The 26572-nt window shown below is 36.8% G+C and carries 17 protein-coding genes; 12 read left to right on the forward strand and 5 right to left on the reverse strand.

Annotated elements, in window-relative coordinates:
• Position 1: 1 nt before the first annotated feature.
• The 8 genes from ABID39_RS02860 (at position 2) to ABID39_RS02895 (ending at position 7115) form a co-directional block, all read left to right on the forward strand.
• A complete protein-coding gene (locus tag ABID39_RS02860; RefSeq protein WP_354185847.1) occupies positions 2-550 on the forward strand; it encodes an RBBP9/YdeN family alpha/beta hydrolase in 549 nt (182 codons plus the stop codon).
• Between the two features lie 161 nt (positions 551-711).
• Positions 712-1476, forward strand: coding sequence for a phosphoribosylaminoimidazolesuccinocarboxamide synthase (gene purC / locus ABID39_RS02865; protein WP_354185849.1), 765 nt, complete (start codon positions 712-714; stop codon positions 1474-1476).
• 80 nt (positions 1477-1556) lie between these two features.
• Positions 1557-1796: a phosphoribosylformylglycinamidine synthase subunit PurS gene (purS, locus tag ABID39_RS02870; RefSeq protein WP_354185851.1), complete on the forward strand. Its 240-nt coding sequence runs from the start codon at positions 1557-1559 to the stop codon at positions 1794-1796.
• A gap of 9 nt (positions 1797-1805) precedes the next feature.
• Entirely contained in the window at positions 1806-2477 is a 672-nt protein-coding gene (gene purQ, locus ABID39_RS02875; RefSeq protein WP_354185853.1) for a phosphoribosylformylglycinamidine synthase subunit PurQ, read from the forward strand.
• 348 nt (positions 2478-2825) lie between these two features.
• Entirely contained in the window at positions 2826-5033 is a 2208-nt protein-coding gene (gene purL / locus ABID39_RS02880) for a phosphoribosylformylglycinamidine synthase subunit PurL (RefSeq protein WP_354185855.1), read from the forward strand.
• 68 nt (positions 5034-5101) lie between these two features.
• On the forward strand, positions 5102-5335 hold the full coding sequence (locus ABID39_RS02885; protein WP_354185857.1) for a BolA/IbaG family iron-sulfur metabolism protein: 234 nt from the start codon (positions 5102-5104) through the stop codon (positions 5333-5335).
• 98 nt (positions 5336-5433) lie between these two features.
• The gene (gene grxD, locus ABID39_RS02890) at positions 5434-5766 is read left to right on the forward strand and encodes a Grx4 family monothiol glutaredoxin (RefSeq protein WP_354185859.1); all 333 of its coding nucleotides are present in this window, start codon (positions 5434-5436) and stop codon (positions 5764-5766) included.
• Between the two features lie 98 nt (positions 5767-5864).
• Positions 5865-7115, forward strand: coding sequence for a multidrug effflux MFS transporter (locus ABID39_RS02895; protein WP_354185861.1), 1251 nt, complete (start codon positions 5865-5867; stop codon positions 7113-7115).
• A gap of 117 nt (positions 7116-7232) precedes the next feature.
• Here ABID39_RS02895 and parC read toward each other — a convergent pair whose 3' ends face one another.
• Positions 7233-9470: a DNA topoisomerase IV subunit A gene (gene parC / locus ABID39_RS02900; RefSeq protein ID WP_354185863.1), complete on the reverse strand. Its 2238-nt coding sequence runs from the start codon at positions 9468-9470 to the stop codon at positions 7233-7235.
• Between the two features lie 553 nt (positions 9471-10023).
• Positions 10024-11814 carry an aspartate--tRNA ligase gene (aspS, locus tag ABID39_RS02905; RefSeq protein ID WP_354185865.1) on the reverse strand — a complete coding sequence of 597 codons (1791 nt, stop codon included), beginning with the start codon at positions 11812-11814 and terminating at the stop codon, positions 10024-10026.
• 134 nt (positions 11815-11948) lie between these two features.
• Between aspS and rnd the strand changes: the two genes are divergently transcribed.
• Complete coding sequence (gene rnd / locus ABID39_RS02910) at positions 11949-13103, forward strand: ribonuclease D (protein ID WP_354185867.1); 1155 nt, start codon at positions 11949-11951, stop codon at positions 13101-13103.
• Between the two features lie 645 nt (positions 13104-13748).
• Here rnd and ppx read toward each other — a convergent pair.
• Both ppx and ABID39_RS02920 read right to left on the reverse strand, forming a co-directional pair.
• Positions 13749-15260: an exopolyphosphatase gene (gene ppx / locus ABID39_RS02915; RefSeq protein ID WP_354185869.1), complete on the reverse strand. Its 1512-nt coding sequence runs from the start codon at positions 15258-15260 to the stop codon at positions 13749-13751.
• Positions 15261-15268: 8 nt separating this feature from the next.
• A complete protein-coding gene (locus tag ABID39_RS02920) occupies positions 15269-17449 on the reverse strand; it encodes an RNA degradosome polyphosphate kinase (RefSeq protein WP_354185871.1) in 2181 nt (726 codons plus the stop codon).
• Positions 17450-17769: 320 nt separating this feature from the next.
• Here ABID39_RS02920 and ABID39_RS02925 point away from each other — a divergent pair, with 320 nt between their 5' ends.
• Positions 17770-18018 (forward strand): zinc-finger domain-containing protein, encoded by a 249-nt coding sequence (locus ABID39_RS02925; protein WP_354185873.1) that lies wholly within the window; start codon positions 17770-17772, stop codon positions 18016-18018.
• Between the two features lie 31 nt (positions 18019-18049).
• A complete protein-coding gene (locus tag ABID39_RS02930; RefSeq protein ID WP_354185875.1) occupies positions 18050-19300 on the forward strand; it encodes an FAD-binding protein in 1251 nt (416 codons plus the stop codon).
• Positions 19301-20032: 732 nt separating this feature from the next.
• Here the strand turns inward: ABID39_RS02930 and dnaE are convergent.
• Positions 20033-23521: a DNA polymerase III subunit alpha gene (gene dnaE, locus ABID39_RS02935; protein WP_354185877.1), complete on the reverse strand. Its 3489-nt coding sequence runs from the start codon at positions 23519-23521 to the stop codon at positions 20033-20035.
• Between the two features lie 400 nt (positions 23522-23921).
• Here dnaE and recG point away from each other — a divergent pair, with 400 nt between their 5' ends.
• Positions 23922-26030 (forward strand): ATP-dependent DNA helicase RecG, encoded by a 2109-nt coding sequence (gene recG / locus ABID39_RS02940; protein ID WP_354185879.1) that lies wholly within the window; start codon positions 23922-23924, stop codon positions 26028-26030.
• Positions 26031-26572: the final 542 nt, after the last annotated feature.

A 26572-nucleotide genomic window follows, 5' to 3' on the forward strand; every position in this document is an offset into this window, starting at 1 on the left:
TATGAAAGTCAGTCAACTCGATATTCTTATTGTTCCTGGCTACAAAGGATCTTGTCCTAATCATTGGCAAACACGATGGGAAAAAAAATTATCTACAGCCCGCCGCGTTAAACAAACGGACTGGTCAAAACCTGTTTGTGAAGAATGGGTTAATGAAGTTAAACGCGCCATAGCACAAGCTCAAAAACCTGTTGTGATTATTGCCCACTCATTAGGAGTTCCTACAGCTATTCATGCAACACAACAAAACGCAGACAAAGTTTGTGGCGCCTTTTTTGTTGCACCTCCAGATGTAGCCAATGAAAAAATACGCCCCAAACATTTAATGACATTTGGTCCCTATCATCGTAAAAAACTCGCTTTCCCCTCCGTAGTTATAGCCAGCCAAAATGATGAATTTTGTCAATTCTCAGTGGCAGAAAATCTTGCCAATGATTGGGGATCGCTCTTTGTTGATGCAGGTCAATCTGGTCATATCAATGCAGAATCTGGCCACGGACCTTGGCCTGAAGGACTTATGGTTTTTTCCCATTTTCTTGCGAAAATTTGAAAAGCCTCTCTTTTTTGCCTTTATAACCTCTTGTTTCTTTTTGAGAACTTCAATAATAAAAACTGTATGAAGTGTGATAGCAGTCATTGAGAATTCCTGCCAATTAGGATAGTATCATCTGTTATTATTATTAAAACCTCTCAGATAAATAGAGAAACACAATGAATCGTCGCCACCGTATTTATGAAGGCAAAGCCAAAATTTTATATGAAGGACCTGAAGCTGGAACTTATATTCAATTTTTTAAAGATGATGCAACTGCCTTTAATGCAAAAAAGCATGAAATTATCGATGGAAAAGGGGTTTTAAATAACCGTATTTCAGAATATATTTTTAGCCATCTTGGTCGTTTGGGCATTCCGACACATTTTATCAAGCGTATAAATATGCGCGAACAACTTATCAAAGCCGTTGAAATTATTCCTTTGGAGGTTGTTGTTCGTAACGTTGCAGCTGGCTCTCTTGCTAAACGTTTGGGACTAGAAGAAGGAACAGCTCTTTCACAATCAATTATTGAATTTTATTATAAAAATGATTCTCTTGACGATCCAATGGTTACAGAAGAACACATTACTTCTTTCGGGTGGGCTGTGCCACAAGAAATAGAAGATATTATGCAACTTTCTGTTCGTATTAATGATTTCCTTTGTGGACTTTTTGCAGGTGTTAATATCCAATTAATTGATTTTAAAATGGAATTTGGTCGCCTGTGGGAAGATGAAACAATGCGCATTGTCCTTGCTGATGAAATTTCACCTGATTCTGCTCGGCTCTGGGACATGCAAACACGAGAAAAAATGGATAAAGATCGTTTTCGACGTGATATGGGAGGACTTATTGATGCTTATCAAGAGGTTGCAAAACGTCTTGGTATCATGAATGAAAATGAACCTCCACGACCAAGTGGTCCAGTTTTAGTAAAGTAAACAGCAAGGTGACAGAATTTCACCTTCCTTATATCGGTGATCTCTTCTAAGAGAGGACTTCTAGAAACAGGAAATAAAAAATGAAAGCACGTGTTACAGTTACTTTAAAAAGCAGTGTCCTTGACCCACAAGGAGAAGCAATTGTCGGTGCTTTAAAAAGTTTAACTTTTCAAGGCATTCACTCCATTCGCCAAGGAAAAGTTTTTGATATTGAGCTTGATGATCAGCCTGCTGAAGCAGCAAAAGAAAAACTTCAACAGATGTGCCAAGAATTGCTGGCAAATATTGTCATTGAAAATTATACTATAGAAATTTTCTAAGGTCTCTTCATGAAAACTGCTATCATTCAATTACCTGGACTCAATCGCGATCAAGACATGGTTGCTGCAATACAACATATAACAGGGGTTGAACCAATTAAAATTTGGCAAACAGAGTCAACAATACCAGATGTAGATGTTATTGTTATTCCTGGTGGTTTTTCTTATGGCGACTACTTAAGATGCGGTGCGATTGGAGCACGAACAACAGTTTTACAAGCCGTTCGTGAAAAAGCACAACAAGGCGTTACAATAATAGGCATCTGTAATGGGTTTCAAATTTTGTTGGAAGCTGGGTTATTGCCTGGTACTTTGATGCGTAACGCTTCATTAAAATTTGTTTGTCGTGAAGTAAAACTTGAAGTAATAAACGCCAAAACAAAATTTTCTCGGTATTATTCTAAAGGACAAATCATTCGTTGTCCCGTTGCCCATCATGATGGAAATTACTTTGTTGATGATGAAACATTAAAACAAATAGAAGACAATGAGCAAATTGTTTTTCGTTATGCAGAAAATACAAATCCTAATGGTTCGATAAATAATATTGCTGGTATCATCAACAAAGCTGGTACTATTCTTGGTATGATGCCTCATCCTGAAAACTTTATCGAACCCGCACATGGTGGCACTGACGGCCGTTTACTTTTCCAAAGTGCTTTAGAATTGGTCAATGGATGATGAGAAAAAAGGTCTTGTGCTCTCTGATTATTTTAAAAACCAAATCTTATGTTGCTTCTTACGCGATAAATTTACGAATCAAATATTTTAGAAATACAATGAAGGGTGTTTTTCAAAACACGCAGAGTAGTATTTTCCTAAACGCACAAAGATTTATTCGAAAACTTTTACTGAACTTTTTTCAGGAACCGTTGCGGATTGTGCGAGCCACCAAGCAAATAACCAAAAACTCAGTTGAAAATTTATAAATTCTCACACAACCAAACAACGTAATCGTTTATAATCTAAACCGCTAGATTTAAAGTACTGAAAATGCTAAATTTTGATTAATTTGATGGATAAATACTCATGAAGCCTTGTAATAACATCGCCATTACACCAGAATTGATTGTGCAACACGGCCTAAAAGATGATGAATATCAACATATCCTGACTTTAATTGGAAGAGAGCCCACATTTACTGAGTTAGGAATTTTTTCTGCAATGTGGAATGAACATTGTTCCTATAAATCATCTAAAAAATGGCTTAAAACTCTTCCAACAGAAGGAAAATGTGTCATTCAAGGACCTGGTGAAAATGCTGGTGTTGTTGATATTGGTGAGGGACAATGCGTAGTTTTCAAAATGGAGAGCCATAACCATCCCTCCTACATTGAGCCCTATCAAGGTGCAGCAACGGGTGTTGGTGGTATTTTGCGTGATGTCTTTACGATGGGTGCTCGTCCTGTTGCAGCTATGAATGCGTTACGTTTTGGAGCTCCAGATCATCCCCGAACACGCCATCTTGTTGCTGGAGTTGTTTCTGGAATAGGTGGTTATAGCAACGCCTTTGGTGTTCCAACCGTTGGTGGAGAAATAAATTTTGATGAACGTTATAACGGCAATATCCTTGTTAACGCTTTTGTCGCTGGCATTGCAAAAACAGATTCCCTTTTTTACTCTAAAGCACAAGGAGTAGGACTTCCTGTTGTTTATCTTGGCGCCAAAACAGGGCGTGATGGTGTTGGGGGAGCAACAATGGCTTCTGCCGAATTTGATGATTCAATCAGCGAAAAACGCCCAACTGTTCAAGTAGGAGATCCTTTTACAGAAAAGTGTCTTCTTGAAGCATGTTTAGAACTCATGGATCTCGGTGCTGTCATTGCCATTCAAGATATGGGAGCAGCAGGTTTAACATCTTCTGCAGTTGAAATGGGTGCAAAAGGGAATTTAGGAATACAGCTTAATCTTGATAAAGTACCCGTTCGTGAAGAAAATATGACAGCCTATGAAATGATGCTTTCTGAAAGCCAAGAACGTATGCTTATGGTACTGAAACCAGAACTAGAGAAACAGGCAGCTACAATTTTCCACAAATGGGGACTTCACTTTTCTATTATTGGGAAAACAACAGATGATTTACGTTTTCGTGTTGTGCATCAAAGAGAGGAAGTCGTCAATCTTCCCATCAAAGAGCTCGGGAATGAAGCACCTATTTACGATCGACCTTGGAGTGAGCCTGTCCAAAAGCCCATTCTAAAAGCAGAAGAAGTTGAGCAAGTTGAAAATCTTGGTGATGCGCTCCTTACATTATTAAACTCTGCCGATCAAAGTTCGCGACGTTGGGTTTATGAACAATATGATACTATTATCCAAGGAAATACTCTTGTTCGTCCAGGAGGCGATGCAGGTGTCACTCGTATAAACAATAATGACAAACGTGCCCTTGCCTTTTCTTCTGATGTCACTCCTCGTTATTGTGAAGCTGATCCTTATGAAGGAGGAAAACAAGCTGTTGCAGAATGCTGGCGGAATATCAGCACAACAGGTGCGATACCATTGGCAGCAACAGACAATCTCAATTTTGGTAATCCTGAAAAACCTGAAATTATGGGACAATTGGTATTCGCTATTAAAGGTATAGGTGAAGCTTGTAGAGCCCTCGATTTTCCTATCGTTTCAGGTAATGTTTCTCTTTATAATGAAACCAATGGAAAAGCAATTCTTCCCACACCTACAATCGCTGGTGTTGGTCTTCTTGACGACTGGTCTAAAATGGTAACAATCAGTGGTATGCAAAATGGAGATTATATTGTTTTGATTGGAGCTTGTGGTTCTCATTTAGGACAATCAATCTATGCACGTGATATTTTACATCTTGATGCAGGTGCACCGCCTCATATAGATTTACAACTTGAGAAAAAACATGGAGAATTTGTTCGAGATGTCATTCATCGTGGTTTTATTCATGCTGCCCATGATCTTTCGGATGGAGGCTTAGCCATTGCACTTGCAGAAATGATCATTAAAGCAGGTAAAGGAATTAAAGCCAAATTAAGCAACAAATCACCCCATCATGCAGAGCTTTTTGGAGAAGATCAAGCACGTTATATTTTATCTGTCAAACCTCATGCTCTTAACAATTTTAAAGAACTTGCAAAAATGAACGCGATTTCTTTCACAAAACTTGGCACAGTTGAAGGACATTCTCTTGATATAGATGGAATATTAACACTTTCGATAGACCAACTCACACAAGCTTACGAAAGCTGGCTTCCGCAATTTATGGGCGAATAATAAAGAGCTATTTGTCTATCTTGACTTATGCTATTTTTACAAAAAAGAACAAATAAAGGAAAATAATCATGGCGATGAATGCCCATACCATTGAAAAACTTATTTGCGAAGCTATTCCCGATGCACATGTGACAATTCATGACCTTGCTGGCGATGGAGAGCACTACGCTGCAGAAGTGATTTCTGAAAGTTTTCGTAACAAAAGCCGTGTTCAGCAACATAAAATGGTCTATGATGCCCTTAAAGGAAATATGGGGAATAACCTCCATGCTCTAGCATTGCAAACCAGTGTTCCTAAATAATTTAAAAATTTCTTCTTGCATTCATTCACTCAATACGATTAAAAAAGAGTGAAAATATAAATATACACTTACAAAATCTGCAATATCGAGGAATAAAGATGAGCACTGTTCATGATTTTATTGACAACGAAATTAAGAAAAATGATGTCATTTTATTCATGAAGGGAACACCAGATGCTCCACAATGCGGATTTTCAGGACAAGTTGTGCAAATCCTGAACTATTTAGGATTAAAATATAAAGGGATCAATATCTTAACTTCTGACGAATTGCGTCAAGGAATTAAGGATTATTCAAGTTGGCCAACAATTCCGCAACTCTATATCAAAGGTGAATTTATTGGTGGCTGTGATATCGTGAAAGAAATGTTCCAAAATAATGAATTGCAAGAGCTACTAAAGAAAAAAAGCATTCCCTGCAATGAACCATAGGTATCTTTTATTTTATTCAGCTTCTTAAAGAGAGCTCGTTATTCAGACTCTTAAGTAGAGGCTGTATTTGTTAAGAATTTTTATTTCAAGGATGCCGTATGTCATATGCAGTTGATGAACAAGCGCATAGTGATGCGATTAAAAAGAAAATTGGCTATAAAGAATTTGTGTTTCTTATTGGTGCACTTATGGCGATTAATTCTATAGCCGTTGACATTATGCTGCCAGCTATGCCCGATATCTTGAATAGTCTACATATTATCAACGAAAATGATCAGCATTATATCATTTCTAGTTATCTTATCAGCTACGGCATCACACAGATATTTTTTGGTCCTATAAGTGATCGTTATGGACGACGAAAAATTATTCTTATCGGTCTTGCACTTTATTCATTTGCTGCAATTGGTTGTGCCTTTGTATCCAGTTTTTCTTTATTGCTTGTCCTCCGTATCCTACAAGGTATGGGAGGAGCTTCCATGCGCATACTCACAGTCTCAGTTGTTCGTGATCTCTATAGCGGTAGAAAAATGGCAGAAGTTATGTCTATTGTTATGATGATTTTTCTTATTGCACCAATGATTGGTCCCGCAACAGGACAAGTCATTTTACTATCTGGGCATTGGCAGTTTATTTTTATATTTATGGCAATGATTGGTTTTGGACTGATGATTTGGATTTATCTGCGTTTACCTGAAACTCTTCATACACAACGCTCCTTATCCTTTTCTTCAATCAAACACAACTTATGGTTTGTTGTAATAAATCGTACAACTCTTTGCTATACGCTAGCAACTTCCATTATTTTAGGCTGTATCTTTATCTCCGTAAATACATCACAACAAACATATGAAGGGATCTATAATCTAGGGCTCTGGTTTCCTGTTGCCTTTGCTGTCGGTGCGGCATTTCAAATTCTATCTTCATTCTTTAATTCTCACCTTGTTGGACGTCTCGGAATGCGACGTATCGCACACTCTATGCTTTTGCTCTTTTGTATTACTTCATGCATCTGGTTTATTGGAGCCATCTTAAGCGATGGTATCATCCCTTTTCCTTTCTACATGCTTTTATTTTGCACACTCATGTTTACCTGCGGAGGCATTATGGCTAATTTTAATACACTCGCTCTCGAATCCATGGGAGAAGTGGCTGGAACAGCCTCCTCTGTATCTGGCTTTTTACAAACATCCATTGGTGCTGGAATTAGCTTTTTTGTTGCACAACAATTTAATGAAACAACCACACCCAATGCAGCAAGTTTTTTCTTTTTAAGTCTTATTGCTATAGCTCTTGTATTATGGGCAGAGCGTGGACATCTTTTTAGGCAATGTCACCAGCACTCCTAATAAATAGACTTTGCTATAAAAAGCTTTTAAATACCCTTTTTAGAATACTGTAACAACATCAAGCCATACAATATTCGTTTTTCTGCCTTTATAATTTACCAATAAGATAGACTAAATTTAATTGATAAATTTTCCTGATTTAGGAAAGCCTTTTGGAACCAAACGCCCACTCCCTGCACGAACTCCTATCCACTCAATAAGGTCAGCAGCTTGACGATTAAAACAACGTTCAGCTGTATCTTGCCAGCTTAATCCCTCTGATAAATTAAAGGTTTTGACGTCAACAACACCGCCTTCTTTGTAACGTTGCAAACGGACACCTTTACCGCGGCTCATTTCTGGTATTTGCTCGATAGAAAAAACAAGCATTTTACGATTTTTGCCAACCACTGCAACATGATCACCTTTTACCGGAACACAAAGCTTTACTGAATCAGGAGACTTCACATTCATAATTTGTTTTCCTTTTCGTGTATTTGCGATAATTTCCGTAGCAGGTACAATAAAACCATTTCCATGAGAGGAAACTAAGAGAAGTTTTTCCTGTGCATCATACACAAAAGCTGTAAGAAGATCGTACTCATCATCCATATCAACTAAAAGACGAATTGGTTCACCATGTCCACGTCCTCCAGGCAAACTATTTGCAGCAATAGCAAAAAATTTTCCACCAGTGTTTATCGCCACAATTTTATCTGTAGTGAATGCTGGAAACGCTAATTTTAAACAATCCCCTTCTTTGAAAGAAAGCGTATTATAATCATTCAAATGCCCCTTCAAAGAACGCATCCAACCTTTTTCAGAAATAACAATCGTAACTGGCTCTTTCTCGATCATTGCTTGATGAATATCATCAATATCATGCCTTGGTGCTTCTTCAAATGTCGTACGTCTTTTTCCTAAGAAAGTATCCGGACCAAAAATTTTACGAACTTTTATGATTTCCTCAGAAATTATTTTCCATTGTTTTGTAGGTGAATCTAACAAATGCTGCAGTTTTTCTTTTTCATCCCTCAAACTTTCAAATTCCTTACGAATTTCAAATTCTTCAAGCTTACGCAAAGAACGCAAGCGCATATTAAGAATAGCTTCAGCTTGATTCTCTGTTAATTTAAAATGATCAATCAATTCTTTTTTTGGTTCATCCTCTTCACGAATAATTTGGATTACTTCATCAAGATTCAAATATGCAATAAGATAACCCTGAAGAGTTTCTAATCGGCTATCAATTTCACTAAGCCGATAATGAGAACGACGAACAAGAACTTCCTGACGATGTTCAAGCCATTGTTGCAAACTTTCACGCAAAGAAAGAACATTCGGTATTTTTCCCAAAGATAAAACATTAAGATTAAGAGGAAATCTTACTTCAAAATCAGTCAATTTAAAAAGAGACTCCATAAGAAGTTCAGGATCAACAGTACGATTTTTGGGAATAAGTACAATGCGGATATCTTCTGCAGATTCATCGCGAATATCTTCAAGCATTGGTAATCGCCGTGCAAGCAATAATTCTGCTGTTTTTTCAATAAGACGCGACTTTTGAACTTGATAAGGAATTTCAGTAACAACGATAGCGTAAGAACCACGGCTACCGATCTCCTGATGCCAACGCGAACGCAATCGAAAGAATCCACGTCCCGTACGATAAGACTCCTCAATACTCTTTTTAGGCTCAACCAAAATACCGCCTGTTGGAAAATCAGGACCAAGAACAAATTGATTTAATTCTTCATCACTGACATCTGGATAAGCAATCAAATGCAGTGCCGCATCACAAAGTTCAGCAACATTATGGGGTGGAATAGATGTTGCCATACCAACAGCAATACCGGATGAACCATTTGCTAAAAGATTAGGAAAAGCGCCGGGTAAAACAACTGGCTCTTCATCTTCTTCATTATAGGTTAAACGAAAATCGATCGCATTTTCATTAATACCCTCAAGCAGCAACGCAGCCACTTCAGTCATACGCGCTTCCGTATACCGCATAGCAGCAGCATTGTCACCATCAACATTACCGAAATTGCCTTGTCCATCAACCAATGGATAACGAACAGCAAAACTCTGAGCCAAGCGTACTAATGCATCATAAATAGATGCATCACCATGCGGATGGAATTTTCCCATGACATCACCAACGATCCGTGCGCATTTCGCATAAGATTGCTCTGGATTAAGTTTAAGCAAACGCATCGCATGAACGATACGCCGATGAACAGGTTTTAATCCATCACGCACATCAGGTAATGCACGGTGCGTAATCGTCGAAAGTGCATAAGCCAAATAACGCTCTTGTAAAGCGGAACGTAACTCTATTTGCTCAATATGTTCTTTATCAAAAGGTAACATCATTTTATCAACATAGTATTAGGACAATAATTCCTACAATAACGATTAATTATTTCATAATTGATTTCTTTAGTGCAATTTTTCATCAATTGACTATTTTTATTAAAAATCAAATATATAAAAGTAAATATTATGCTTAAAACATGAACAAAAAATTATATCAATTTTAAAAAATTATGCACATATTCTACATTTCGTTTTAACGAAACATAAAAATGCTTAATATATTAGCTTAAAAAAAACTTAAAAGAATAATATAATAATTGTCTTTAAGCTGTAAACACAATCAAAAAATCATCAGAAAACATAGATAATACAATTCATTACTAAACTTAATAATGAAAAATTTTAGAATAAATACAAAGTATAAAATAATTATATTATAGATTAAAATTTATATATATAAACTTATATATTCTATATTACAATGATTTAGTCATTAATATAATATTACATGATAAATAATATAAATCTTAAATATAACTACAATATACACATGCCTTCACAAAAAATTTTATGAATTTACTTAAATGTAATAGCAAATAACTACAATTTATTAACTATTTTTGGCAGAAGGAGTAACTCGTATCCCTAAATCATGCAATTGTGCAGAAGAAACATCAGATGGAGCGCTCATTAAGAGATCAAGCGCCTGCTGATTCATAGGAAATAAAGCAACCTCACGTAAATTTTTTACACCTTGCAAAAGCATAACAATACGGTCAACACCAGCCGCCATACCACCATGCGGTGGAGCTCCATAGTGAAAGGCACGATAAAGAGCTCCAAAACGGTTTTCTACCACCTCTTTAGAAAGACCAGCAAGATTAAAAACTTTAAGCATCATCTCTGGTGAATGATTACGGATTCCACCTGAAGCAATCTCATAACCATTGCATACCAAATCATACTGAAAAGCTTTAAGAGTAAGAGGATCCTGACATTCAAGAGCCTTCTCTCCCCCCTGAGGCATAGAAAAAGGATTATGTGCAAAATCAATCTTTTTTTCATCTTCATTCCATTCAAAGAATGGAAAATCAACAATCCACGCTAAAGAAAAACACTCCCGATTAACAAGGTTTAATTCTTCTCCGACCCTCGTCCGTGCAGCCCCTGCAAAAGATGCAAATTTCTTTGGATCACCTGCCACGAAAAAGCAAGCATCACCACCTTCAAGCCCAAGCTGTACACGGAGTGCTTCTGTTCTTTCCACACCAATATTTTTTGCGATAGGGCCAGCACCTTCAAATTTTCCTTGTTCTTCACGCCAGAAAATATAACCAAGTCCTGGTTGTCCTTCACCTTGTGCCCATACATTCATACGGTCACAAAAAGCACGACTTCCACCCGTTTTAGCAGGAATAGCCCAAACTTGTGCATTCTTATCTTTCGCTAAAATTTGAGCAAAAACTTTAAAGCCAGAATCGTAAAAGTGTTGAGAAACATCTTCCATAATAATAGGATTACGCAAATCAGGTTTATCAGAACCATATTTTTGCATTGCTTCATCATAGGAAATACGAGGAAAACTTTGTGTGACAGGCTTTCCATTAGCAAATTCTTCAAAAAGAGAACGCATAATGGGTTCCATTGTGCAAAAAATATCTTCCTGTTCTACAAAACTCATCTCAATGTCTAATTGATAAAACTCACCAGGGAGACGATCTGCTCGTGGATCTTCATCTCTAAAACATGGAGCAATTTGAAAATAACGATCAAAACCTGACATCATCAACAGCTGTTTGTACTGCTGAGGTGCTTGTGGCAATGCATAAAATTTTCCCTGATGAACACGACTTGGAACCAAAAAATCGCGCGCTCCTTCTGGTGATGAGACTGTCAAAAGTGGCGTCGTAAATTCTGTAAAGCCGTTCTCTTGCATAGACCGTCTAATGGCAGAAACAATTTCAGTACGACGCATAATATTTTTGTGCATAGTTTCCCGACGTAAATCAAGAAAACGATACTTCAATCGAATATCTTCTGGATAATCAGGCTCTCCAAAAACAGGAAGAGGAAGTTCATCAGACTTTGAAAGAATTTCTACCTCTTTTGCAACAATTTCAATCTCACCTGTCAGAAGAGATGTATTAATAACCTCATCAGAACGTGCACATACTTCGCCATCCACACGAATAACCCACTCAGAACGTACTTTTTCAATAATTTTAAAAGCTAGTGAAGCAGGATCAACCACAATCTGTGTGATTCCAAAATGATCACGCAAATCTATAAAAAGGATTCCTCCATGATCACGAACACGATGAACCCATCCCGAAAGACGAACCTGTGTTCCTACATCACACTTACGAAGAGCAGCGCAATGATGACTGCGATAACGATGCATAGTTTTTGCCTTTGATTAAATATTCCACTGCGCTACAAACGCTTTTTAACAACCATTTGTCAAGATATGAGAATAAAGACTCAAAAAAAAAGTCAATAAAAGACAAATTTAATTTATCTAGCTATAATAAAACAATGATGAATCTTATTACAAAAACAACAGATCTTGAAACAGCAATCGACACTTTACGAACCTCAGATTTTGTAACGGTCGATACTGAATTTATGCGCGAAACAACTTTTTGGCCACAATTATGTCTCATTCAGCTTGCATCTCCAGACATAACAGCCCTTATTGATCCTATGTCACAAGATATTGATTTAAAACCATTTTTTGATCTCATGGTCGATGAAAAAATTGTTAAAGTTTTTCACGCTGCACGTCAAGATATCGAAACGATTTATCATCTTGGAGGAATCATTCCCTCTCCTCTTTTTGACACGCAAATAGCAGGATCAATTTGTGGATTTGGTGATTCTATCTCTTACGACCAAATTGTACAACGTTGCACAGGGCATCAACTTGATAAATCATCTCGTTTTACAGACTGGAGCTACAGACCTCTTTCCGAAAAACAACTCCTCTATGCACTTTCAGATGTGACCTATCTAAGAGATGTTTACCTCTCATTAAAAAAACAGCTAGAAAAAAACAAACGCACCCACTGGATGGATGATGAAATCGCAATCCTTTTAGCACCCAAAACCTATGATATCCCAGAAGATGAAGCATGGAAAAAAGTGAAAGGAAAAATTAAAAACCCACGCGAATTGGCCATCTTACAAAAAATAGCTGCTTGGCGTGAATGTCAAGCACGAAAGCATAATGTCCCACGTCGTCATATTATGAAAGATGAGTGTCTTATCGAAATTGCCATTCAACAACCAAGAGACGAATCGTCCTTGAAACGTTTGCGCAGTCTTAATAAAAATTGGGATAAACTTTCAATCGCACAAACATTAATCGAAGCCGTTAACAAGGGCTTCGAAGTTGATCTTGCTACTTTGCCTCCTCTTCCTAAACATAATCCACTTAATGAAGCTTCAACTGCTGTTGTTGATCTTCTCAAAGTGTTATTAAAGCTTGTTGCGAATGAAAATGGCATTGCACCTAAAGTTATTGCAACTTCTAATGACTTAGAAAAAATTGCAAATGGATGCACTCAAAAAAATATTCCAGCTATGAATGGCTGGCGCTATGAAATATTTGGGAAAAAAGCCGAGCAGATGTTAAAAGGTCAAATAGCATTTTATTTTAATGATGGAAAAATAAGTACCAAGCTGCTCTAATTTTTAAAAAGTCAAACCACTTGCATCAAATAATTGCAACAAAAATTCTTCTGTAGTTGCAACAAAAATTCGTCTGAAGAGTATTATTTGTTTCATTGTAAAAGTCACTGAAAAATAAAAAATTCAATCTCATTTTGCTCTGCTAATTTTGTTTTTAAAAAATGGACAAAGAGCTTTGAATGAGTTTGGAGTCCTTTCATTCGAGAGAGAAATTTATTTTATGTCATCTTTATAAAGTAACTGGAATCTACCCCATCACCAACACAAATAGACTAAAAAAGATAAAGGATAATTTCAAAACTTAAATTTAATTAATATTTGTGTCCCAATAAGACTAAATCTTAGAAATATCCACTGGATAGAAAACTTACATAGAAACAATCCATAAAAAACTTTTTATTTCAAATAGATAAAGAAAAAAGTTTTCTTCAAATGACATTTGCCCTGTTTACAAAAACAGCAGTTTAGCACAAACACAGAGTGCAAAAAAATAATACCTTCACACACATTATATCAAAAAGATAAATGCTCTATCAAATTTACAAATCAACAATTTAAAATGAATCTACAGAACAATTCGAATAGGGATTGATTAAGTGTGTCATAATTTAAAGATGGATTCCTATAACTGAATCAAGGAAAGAATTAGAACGTTTCAAAAGAAAGAGGCATTTTGACTATTTTTGATAATTTTTTTAACCGCCCAAGAGGGCGCTCTCCTAATAAGTCAGCGTAACGCCCTGGAATGTATAATACAATATGATCTGTTTTTTTATGCCACGATAAATGAGGTAAAATACCTGCAGTAGAAGCACTAAAAAGATGAGCAATACGCATAATTTCACCAAGAATGCGCGCTTTTTTAATGATCTCTTCGGTTGCTAACTGAAAAATGGGAAGAGATTCTTCATCAGTCCGCAAACCCGTATTACGAAAAAAAACAGCAAGCGCAGCATAAACGCGCCCCTCATGAGAAATTCCCGGATAAGATCCTAACACGATCTGATGTGCTGCCTCATTGCCTCGATAATCTGGATGTATGCGCCAACCAATATCCGCAAGAAGACAAGCAGCTTTACGATAACGACACTCATTTTCAGTTTCTAAAACTCCAAAAACGTTAAAGGCATTGGTTGTGAAATTAATAAGTTCTTCAGCTTGTTTTGGTGAACGCGCCCGTAAAATAGCCATCTCCGTACATGCAGTAATTAAAGGATCTGAAATACGAACCTCTTGAGGCAATCGTGAATAAAGAAAACCTTCACGAACTCCAGCTCCAGAAAATATAATCTTTTCAAATCTCATACATTGAATGAGTTCAATAAGAACAATTGCTCCATAAGACAAAAGCTGACGACGGTTTTTTGAAACAGCTGAAATCCCTTTTATATCATCAATACTGCCACTCGCTACATGACGCAAAAAGCCTTCCATCTCAACGGCATCAACTTCATAGCCATGCATAACAGGAAGTTGATAGTGCTTCGTTTCCATATGGAGTTTTGCCAAATTACGCCACGTACCTCCTACTGCATAGAAATAACGTGTCCTGTCTTTATGAACAGAAGAAAGTTTACAAAATTGCTCATGGGTAATTTTTGCAGCAACGTCAATATCATTATTGGACATATACTGTAGCCGTAAACTACCAAGTGGTAAAGTTATCCCCTGACCTACATCAAAATGATCAATATCAATCAGTTCGAGACTTCCCCCACCAAGATCCCCGGAAATACCCTTTGGTTGGTAAAAAGTAGAAATAACTCCATATGCTGAATAAGCAGCCTCTTCACTTCCTGAAAGAAGATATATTTTATTTTGTAAAATATTTTCAGCATTTTGAATGAATACTGAGCCATTTTTTGCTTCTCGCGCTGCTGCTGTTGCGAGAGTATAAACTTCATCTGCTCCAATTTGTCGACAAAGCATACGAAAGCGCTTTAGTGTTCGCAATGCCATTTTAATTGATTTTTCTTCTAAAAACCCCGTCCTTGCAACACCCTGACCAAGACCACAGAGAACTTTCTCATTAAATAAAACTGTCGGAGAACGAACAAGACCTTCATAAATAACAAGACGAACAGAATTCGAGCCGATATCGATAACAGCAACAGGCTTACACCCTTTCAATCGGCCCTGAGCATTTATATATGTCATTAGACTTTTCAGTCCTTATACATTTCGGACTGTTGCCGATACAATGCAACCAAATGCGAATCGGAAGACTCTAAAGATTTCCCCCGCCTCGAAAGACCTGCATTGACCATAAAATACTCCTGCGCATTAAACAGACTTTCACCTCTTTGCGGTATTATACGTTTTGAGGTTCCGTCATTGAGTATATCAAAGCTTTGCTGATTATCAATAATATTAACCAACATAATTTGTAAAAGAATCTGCTTACGAACCGTCTTATGAAAAACTGGAACCAATATTTCAATACGATGATCCAAGTTACGAGGCATCATATCAGCAGATCCTAAATAAACCAACGCGCTTTCACTTGGCAAATCTTCACCATTACCAAAACAAAATATACGGCTATGTTCAAGAAAACGTCCTACAATTGATTTTACACGAATATTATCAGAAATCCCTGGAACCCCAGGACGTAAACAGCATATCCCCCGCACAACCAAATCAATTTTTACCCCCGCTTGACTGGCATAATATAAAGCATCAATAATTTCTGGATCAACCAATGCATTGACTTTCATCCAAATAGCAGCCTCTCGCCCCTCTCTCGCATGAGCAACTTCCCCTTCAATATGCTTAAGAATACGACTACGCAACGTTAAGGGTGAAAAAGCAATCTTCATTACTTTATTTGGTCGTTCATATTGAGCAATATAATTGAACAATAATGCAACATCGTGAGCAATATCATCATCAGTGGTGAAAAAAGAAAGATCTGTATAAACTTTAGCATTAATAGGATGATAATTTCCAGTTCCAAGATGAACATAAGAACAAAGACGTTCTCCTTCACGTCTTACGATAAGTGACATCTTAGCATGTGTTTTTAACGCAACAAAACCAAAAATTACCTGAACACCTGCATTTTCAAGATCACGTGCCCAACGAATATTGGCTTCTTCATCAAAGCGTGCTTTAAGTTCTACCAAAGCAGTCACCGACTTTCCCTGTTCAGCAGCCTTAATCAAAGCGCTGACAATTGGGCTGTCATTCGATGTACGATAAAGAGTTTGTCTAATTTCCACAACATCAGGATCGTGAGCGGCGTGATATAAAAATTGCACAACAACATCAAAGGACTCATAAGGATGATGAATCACGATATCATTTTCACGAATAGCCGCAAAGTAATCACCATACTCGCGAATATATTTAGGGAAACGAGGATGATAAGGAATAAATTTGAGATCATCACGTGGAATAGAAACAATCTCTGAAACCGAATTAAGTGCTAACAATCCATCTAGAATACTGATACAATTATCGGGAACAGCAAGAGCATTCGTTATAAATTTGCGTAAATCCTCTGACATTTTTGCGTCAAATTCAATGCGAATAACCTGCCCACGACGACGCCTTTTAAGAGCTGTTTCAAAAAAATGAACAAGGTCTTCCGCCTCTTCTTCTACTGTAATATCACTATCACGAATGACTCTAAACGTGCCAATTCCATCAACTTCAAAACCAGGAAATACATAACGCATAAAAAGGTTGATAACTTCTTCGGATGCAATAAAACGAAAATCATTATTTTCTTCTCGAGGAAGAAGAATAAAACGCTTTAAGGTCGTTGGAACAGGTAACAATACTATAGAAGAGTGTTGATCAACACTCTGAGACAATTGAAGAGCAAATGAAAGTCCTAAATTAGGAACAAACGGAAAAGAGTGAGCAGAATCAACAGATAAAGGTTTTAAAACGGGAAGAATTGTATCAAAAAAATATTTTTCGAGCCATGATTTTTCAATTTCTGAAAGCCCATTAGAATGAATAATCTCGATATCACTCTGTTTTAATTCATAGCATAAAGCACGCAATTCTTGTAACTGCTGCTCCTGTAAGCGTGAAATCTCATCTAATACCAAATCAAGCTGCTCCTGCGGTGTGCGCCCATCTGCACTGCGCACTGTACTCCCAGAACGAATTTGAGCGACAAGACCAGCAACACGAACCATACAAAATTCATCAAGATTTGCTGCTGAAATTGAAAGAAATTGTAATCGTTCTAATAAAGGATGTCTTGAATTAGCAGCCTCCATCAATACCCGCGTATTAAACTGTAACCATGAAAATTCTCGATTAACAAATCTCCTCCGATTTTTCATTGTGATATCCGATAGAAAAATTTTATCTTTCACCCTCTTTTTCATATATTATAGCTAAGCTTCCTTTATACTCTCTCAAATCATTATAAATAAGTATCACATAGAACACTTTACGATATGTTACCAATATTTATGACATATAAAATGAATCATTTTCTCATATTATCTCTATGCGTATTTTAAAACACTCACGCCCGCTCTTTACGCAAATTCCTAGAACACAGTACATCTTCGTATAACATGTAAAAATAGCTCTTTCTTGCAAAAAGCACCTTGCATTATTAGAAGCTTTATTACAAATTAATGCGCAAAATAGAGAATTGAGATCATACCTGATGAGGTAATTTACTCGGAGTTTGCACACCATGGCTAACCATAATATTCCCCATTTCCAAAATGACCTTGGATATAAAACTATCGAAATTGGCGTAAAAGAATTTATGTGTGTAGGTGCCACACAACCTTTCGATCATCCTCATATTTTTATCGATATGGGCGCATCAGATGAAAAAATCTGCCCTTATTGTTCAACTCTTTATCGCTATGTTTCCTCACTATCATACAATCAAACAAACCCAACAGGATGTTTATATCATCCTAGAAATCCATTATAATATGCTCTCTGCTTTTAATCTAAAGTAATATATGGATCAATCACCAATCATTGTAGGAGGAGGTATTGCCGGTCTAAGCACAGCTTTGGCACTTGCTCATAAAGAAATTACAAGCACCATTATCGAAAAGCGTAAACAGCTTGATTCTGCGGGTGCTGGTATTCAGCTCACTCCAAATGCGACCCGTATCCTTGCTCGTTGGGGAATTCTTAACGAGCTCACAAAAATAGGTACAACACCACATTTTCTTGAATTAAGAGATGGGATATCTTTAAAAACACGGCTGCGGGTTGATCTTATCAACTTATCGGAAAAAAACTGGAAGTTTCCTTATATCACGATTCACCGTGCAGAATTACAAAAAATTCTGTACAATGCTGTTCTTAGAAACCCTTTCATAAAATATCAAGCAGGCGAATCCATTGTATCAGTAACACAAACTGCAACCAACAACATTCATATAAAAACAATTAAAGTAGATTCATTAACTGAAGCACAACAACAACAATCTTATTTAACACCACTTCTTATTGGATGCGATGGTGTCTGGTCCACATTACGGCAATTACCTCCTTTTCATGAAAAAGCAAATTTTAGCGGTTTTATTGCTTGGCGTGCAACAACGGAACTGGAAAATCTTCCTAAAAACTTTCATTCTCTACTACAAAATATGAAAACAATCACAGCTTGGATGGGACCAAAAAATCATTTTGTTATCTATCCCATGCAACCATCAGAAAAAATTTTTAATTTTGTAGCCATTACGCATGGAGAACACTCAAAAGAAGGATGGACATATAAAGGAAATAAAAAAAATCTTAGCTCTCTTTTTAAAGATTGGAATCTACAAATTCTGCAAATCTTTGACCATATCGATGAATGGAGCTATTGGCCACTTTTTCAAATGAAACAGAACCGTTTCTTAGGTCTAAAAAGACAAGTGTTTGTTGGTGACAGTGCCCATGCTTCTCTTCCCTTTGCAGCGCAAGGCGCTGCTATGGCAATAGAAGACGCTGCCACATTAGCAGAACTTTTCTCTCTTAAAAATCTTTCATTAACAGAAGCTCTTTCACTATACGAAAAAATACGTGATCCCCGAGTTACAGCAGTAAAAAAACGTGGAGATTTAAATAGAATAGCCTATCACGCGACCGGTCCTATAGCACTTGCACGTAATTTCATCATGAAAATTCGTACCCCAGAAAGCATCATGTCTAACCTTAATTGGCTTTATATGTACGATGCTATAAACCTCATAAAAACGTATGATAAAAACCTATAAAGCCCCCTCATATTGCGCTTATATAGACAAAGAAAGAAGACTATTTTAAAATATTATTATACCAAAATTATTTATAATTTATCACAATAAAAGTAAGGTTTTACCATTTTTGAAAATGGGATTGATACTTGTCCAGAAGACGAAAAAACAAAAATTTATTGCTTAAAATTCTTGAGAAGATTTTTCATTAATTATCAAAATGACACTTACAATAAAATCATTGAAATCTAAGCATCGTCTCACGCTTTTATCTATCATATCTTTCATCAAGAAGAACCCTCTCACACAGCATAATATGCCATTATGCTATACATTCTACAAACTTACTAAAAAACATCTCTTATTGCTTCAAAAGCTATCTCATAACAAGCTTCATGAGGACTGTAAGAAAATCCATTATCCATCGTTTTGTGCTTGATACACCAACTTTGTGCCTATCAAATACGAACAATACGGTACAATCATTCAATTTTCCAACTTTGAAATACAGCAACAACTCTTGCATTAGGCAGTTTATAAAAGACATCTTCTAAAAAAATTTATCTACACACTGATACTACCATTGATATGCAAAGAAATAATCTTGATGATTTCATCACAAAAAATTTGAAAGGAAAGAATCTTTCTATATTTGGCATTCTTACTCAACATGATCTTTTTCAAAGACAAACCATAAAGAACCGATAAAATAAAAACACCAATCAAAACAAACAGTCATCTCACAGCTCTTGATCAAGTGATTTCCACCTCAACAACACCATGAATTAATTTCATCGCAGCTGCCACACGTGAATTAACCTTATATCGCTTTGGAAGAGTGATTTCGACTTCTCGTAATCCATCTTCTTGAATCAGAATAATCCCTACTTGTCCATCCCCACTATGATTTAAATTTTGCTTAATTTGCGGAAGCATATCAACTGTTTCTATAAAGAGACGCATCATTTTATGATGCTGTAATGCTTCATCCTCTAAGGATTGAACCGTCTCAAGACGCAAACTAATACCTTCAGAGCGGTTTTCTGCACTTACCGTAACAATAAAAGATTTTCCGAGTTCCAGCATATCCTCATAAACCGTAAGTGCTTCAGAAAATAAAATCGTCTCATACTGTCCACTCATATCAGAAAAATGAACAATTCCCATTTTCTTACCAGATTTTGTTTTTCGTACTTGTTTTGCCACAACAGTTCCAGCAAGCCTAGCAGCAGTTGCCCCCCCTTTAACAGCATGAGAAAAATCAACCCAAGTTTGTACACGTTTTTTAGCAAGAATATCTTGATATTCATCCAAAGGATGAGCAGAAAGATAAAAACCTATTGCTTGAAATTCTCTATAGAGTTTTTCAGCAGGCAACCAAGGAGAGGTTTGCGAAAGAATTAAAGGCTCTTTTAAAGCACTTGTCACTCCAAATATATCAATCTGTCCACTAGAATTGTTATCCATGATACGAAGAGCACGCGCATGAAGAGTTGTAAGGCTCGCCAATAAAACCTCACGTGCAATATTAAAGCAATCAAAAGCACCAGCATAAATCAAGCTTTCCATCGCACGCTTATTAACAATACGTGGATCAATACGCTCACAAAAATCTTCTAAATCCTTAAAAGGTTTATTTCCACGACAAGCAACAATATGATCAACAACCGCCTCTCCTACACCTTTAATAGCAGAAAGAGAATAATAAATACAGTTATCACCAACCTCAAAAACACGATGTGATGTTTGCACACAAGGGGCAATAATTTTAATCCCTAACCTTAATGCTTCACGCCGAAAATCATTTAATTTATCCGTATTTGTCATATCATACGTCATTGAAGCAGCTAAAAACTCAATTGGATGGTGCGCCTTCATATAAGCTGTTTGATAAGAAACAATCGCATAAGCAGCAGCATGCGATTTGTTAAAACCATAATCTGCAAATTTTGCTAAAAGATCAAAGATAATGTCAGCCTGCTCTTTATCAACACCACCATCCACTGCTCCATTGACAAAGCGCGTACGCTGTTGTTGCATTTCTTTTTGAATTTTCTTACCCATAGCACGGCGCAATAAGTCAGCCTCTCCAAGCGAATATCCAGCAAGCACCTGAGCAATCTGCATCACCTGTTCTTGATACACAATCACGCCTTGTGTTTCTTGAATTAAATGATCTATTTTAGGATGAATAGAAGCAATTTCTTCTTCTTTGTGTTTTCGTGCATTATAGGTTGGAATATTCTCCATCGGACCAGGACGATAGAGTGCAACAAGCGCGATAATATCTTCAATACGATCTGGCTTCATTCCAATCAGCGCCTTACGCATACCAGAACTTTCAACTTGAAACACACCAACCGTTTCACCACGTGCCATCATAGCATAGGTCAGTTCATCATTCAGAGGAATATTTGCCAAATCTATTTTGATTCCCTTGCGTGCAACAAAATCTACCGCCATCTTCAAAACAGTTAGCGTTTTCAATCCAAGAAAATCAAATTTTACTAACCCTGCCTGTTCAACATATTTCATGTTAAATTGTGTAACAGGCATATCAGAACGAGGATCACGATACATTGGAACAAGCTCTGAAAGCGGACGGTCACCAATAACAATCCCTGCAGCATGAGTTGATGCATGACGATAAAGCCCCTCCAACTGAAGTGCTATATCTAAAGTGCGTCCAACAACGGGATCTTTTTTCTTTTCCTCCTCAAACTTAGATTCATCCCTAATAGCATCAGCCAATTCAACCTGGCTCCCAGGTGTAGCGGGAACCAATTTTGTCAGATAATCTACCTGACGATAAGGCACTTCCAAAACACGCCCAACATCACGCAACACTGCGCGCGCCTGTAACTTACCAAATGTAATAATTTGAGCGACTTGATCACGACCATATTTTTTTTGAACATAATGAATCACCTCTTCGCGTCTTTCTTGACAAAAGTCGATATCAAAATCCGGCATAGAAACACGATCTGGATTAAGAAAGCGCTCAAAGAGAAGAGAAAAACGTAATGGATCAACATCAGTAATAGTCAATGCATAAGCAACCAATGAACCAGCCCCAGAGCCACGTCCTGGACCAACCGGGATATCATGAAGCTTCGCCCATTTTATAAAATCCGAAACGATAAGAAAATAACCAGAAAATTGCATGCGAGTAATAACGGAAATTTCATAATCAAGTCGCTGTTCATAATCTGCAACTGTATATCCTTCGGCCAGCCCAATTGTCTCAAGCCGCATTTTTAAACCATCTTTAGCTTGCTTTAACAATTCATTATCTTCTACTTTTAAAGGAGCATCTGAATTAACAGATTGCTCTATAAAACGAGGCAAAATAGGTTTACGAACCGGTGTAGCAGCATGACAACGCAATGCAATTTCAACACTATTTTCAAGCGCTTCTGGAAGATCAGAAAACAGAGCAATCATTTCGTCTTGTGACTTCAAATAATGATCTGGCGTCACACGTTTACGATCTGGATTAGAAACAATCTGTCCTTCTGCAACTGCCATCAGCGCATCATGTGCTTCATACCCTTCTTTGTTCAGAAAAAAAGCTTCATTGGTTGCAACAAGAGGAATTTTATATGCATATGCCAATTCAATAAGTGCAGCTTCTACTTGTCTATCAAAAGAGCCATGACGCTGTAATTCTATATAAAGACGATCACCAAAATTTTTTTTCAAATAAGTTAAACGTTCAACAGCATGTTCTTTTCTATCTTCTTCTAAAGGAAGATTAATAGGCCCCCCTTTACCACCAGTTAAAGCAATAATTCCTTCACTGTGTGCAGAAAGCCAATCAGCTTTTATATGAGGAGGATCAGTATCGCACTTATCAAGATAAGCACGGCTCACAAGACGAACTAAATGCGCATAACCTACCTCACTAGCAGCCAAAAAAACAAGAGAACAAAAATCAGAAGGATGGCGCCCTTTAACAAAACGCGGATGACTATTTTCATCACAAAAATCAACTGCAAGTTGACAGCCAATAATAGGCTGAATACCCTGAGAAAAACAAGATTGCGAAAATTCCAAAGCACCAAATAGATTATTTGTATCGGTAACAGCAACCGCTGGTGTATGATCAGAAATGGCATGTTGAATAATTTGTGGGATTTTTAAAGCCCCTTCTAGAAGCGAATAGGCAGAATGTACCCTCAAATGAATAAAACGAGGAAAAGAATTTTCATCATCTTGTATTTTATTTTTATTTTCCGCCACTCTCACAGTTTCCCAATACAAAACAAATGCTAAATTGCAAATTTTAGTGCTCTATAACTAAGGAATACATTAACTTATCATGCTTTTAAAGCTTTTAAATTCATGTCCCCCACAGACCACTAAGATATCCCAGTTCTACTGATATTTATAAGAGTTTTCATCAAGAAAATGCCTCTATTCACAGCAAATAAATTATACAAAAAAAATAAATAAAACCTATAAATATAGATAATATTTAAAATATATTTTTAATTTTATGTATTATTTAAGTATTAATTTATATTAATAAGTTTTAAAATATAAAATTAAAAGTATAAATAAAATATTTTTTATACAATTTATCTTCAAAAAATCCTTTTAAAATACTAGAAAAAACAAAAAGAGCAGGGTAAATTTCCTTATGATTCCAAGCCTTATTGCTCCTCTTTTTAATTCTATCCGTACCCTTTCTGGGGTTACACCTAAGCTATATAGCTTGCTGGCAAAAATCTTAAACATTAACCCTACACAGCGTGAGCCTACTCTTATTGATCTCCTCCAACTCATGCCCTATTCTGCTATAGATCGCAGAATGCGCCCCAGTATTGCTTACGCTCAAGAAGGAAGCACGGTTACTCTTGAAATTATGATCAATCAGCATCAGCCACCGCCATTTAGCCGTAGCCGATTACCCTATCGGGTCGTAGCACATGATCAAACAGGAAAAATAAATTTAGTCTTTTTTCATGCCAAACCTTCTTGGCTGAAAAAACAGCTACCGGAAGGAAAAAAAGTCATCGTATCAGGAAAAGTAGAGCGGTTTAATGGACAACTTTCCATGATTCATCCAGATTATATTGTATCAAGTGAGCAATCAAATCAAATATCTCTGATCGAACCAGTTTATCCCTCTACCGCCGGATTGTCAGCAAAGGCACTAAGACGTGCAATGCAAAATGCCCTCGATTATCTTCCTCTCTTACCAGAATGGATAGAAGAAGATGTCAAAAAGCAGCAAAATTTTCCTTCTTTTGCCATTGCTTTACGCCGAATCCACGCCCCCGTAGATCCCGATGATCTAACTTTAGAAAGTGCTGCACGTAAACGTCTTGCTTATGATGAACTTCTTGCTTGTCAGTTAGCTCTTGCTTTAACACGTTTGCAAACAAAATCTCTTTCTGGAACCCCTCGCCCACCAACAGGAACTTACACAACAAAGCTCCTAAAAGCCCTTCCCTTTCAGCTGACAAATGGACAGACAAAAGCGATAAAAGATATAGCAAAAGATCTTGCTGCACCAGAACCAATGTTAAGGCTTCTCCAAGGTGATGTAGGCGCAGGAAAAACCGTTGTTGCACTGATGGCAAGTGCACAAATTGCTGAAAATTCAGGACAATCCGCTTTAATGGCACCAACAGAAGTTCTTTCCAGACAGCATTTTTCTACAATTGCACCTCTTGCTGAAAAGATCGGATTACGAACAACCCTTTTAACTGGACGAGAAAAAGGAAAAACACGCACAAACATCTTGAACGATATCCTATCAGGCCAAGCTTCTATAATCATCGGAACACATGCTCTCATACAAGATAGCGTTTCTTATAATAATCTTGCCTTAGCGATTATTGATGAACAACACCGTTTTGGTGTGCATCAACGACTTGCCCTTACCGCAAAAGGTCATAAACCTGATATGCTAGTAATGACCGCCACCCCTATTCCACGTACACTCGTCTTAACAGCTTTTGGTGATATGGACGTTTCTCAAATTACTGAAAAACCAATGGGACGACAACCAATTAAAACAGCAATACTTTCTTTGAAACGTATTCATGAACTCATAGAACGCATTGCTATTGCGTTAGAAAAAGGTGAAAAACTTTATTGGATCTGCCCTTTAGTGGAAGAATCTAAAATTCTTGAGCTCACTTCAATTGAAAGCCGTTTTGCTATGCTTCATGAGCGATTTGGTACACTTGTTGGAATGATCCATGGGAAAATGTCTACAGATGAAAAAGAAGCAGCTATGGCATCTTTTAAATATGGAAATACAAGTATTTTGGTTGCAACCACAGTCATTGAAGTGGGAGTGGACATTCCTGATGCTTCTATCATCGTCATCGAACATGCAGAACATTTCGGGCTTTCACAATTGCATCAATTGCGTGGACGTGTTGGACGAGGAAACAAAAAATCTTCCTGTATTTTACTCTACAAAGAGCCACTGACAAAGATGGCAGCGACACGCCTTAATATTATACGCAATACAGAAGACGGTTTTAAAATCGCTGAAGAAGATTGGCGTTTGCGAGGAGAAGGAGAACTTTTAGGAACCAAACAATCTGGTATGCCTGAGTTTCGCGTAGCAAACCTTGCAATACATAATGATCTTTTATCCATGGCAAGAAGAGATGCACATTCATTTTTGCAACGTGATCCTCATCTTTCTTCAGAACAAGGACAAACTTTACGTTTGCTCCTTTATCTTTTTGGGCGTGATGACGCTATGCGTCTATTACGAGCAGGATAACTGTCAAATAAAAATAGAAAGCGTTACAAATCGTATTATAGAAATCTTTTCACCAATATCCCCTCTCATCATAACTACCATAAAATAGATAGATAAAAGAATTTACAGTAAATAATATAAATATCTAACTGTCTAAAAAAGGGAAGCTACGCTCGCTAAAATAAAGAAGCAAAGAATGAAACATTCTCCAAATGAAGTAAACTTCCCCCCTCGTATATGAAAAAATAAGATTACAATAGCACACGCTCTTACAATACAACTTCTATAAAATTTCTGCTAACCAAGCTTAATTCTTACAGCACAAATAATAAATTTTCTCATCAAAATGAACTTAAATTAAAAATTCCGTGATACTTTGATGTTTTTTATGATTTTTCAATAAAATTTCCACAAATACAAAATATATTTCATTAAATGAGAGAAAACTATTTATTATACTTATACTAACTTTTTCTATTATACGATATAAACTGCCCAACTCTATAATCGATCCGTTATTAAAAACAAGCAATTATCTATAAACAAATTTGCATAAGCGGTAA

Origin of the sequence: Bartonella japonica, from assembly GCF_040545385.1 — a bacterium.
Lineage (GTDB): Bacteria > Pseudomonadota > Alphaproteobacteria > Rhizobiales > Rhizobiaceae > Bartonella > Bartonella japonica.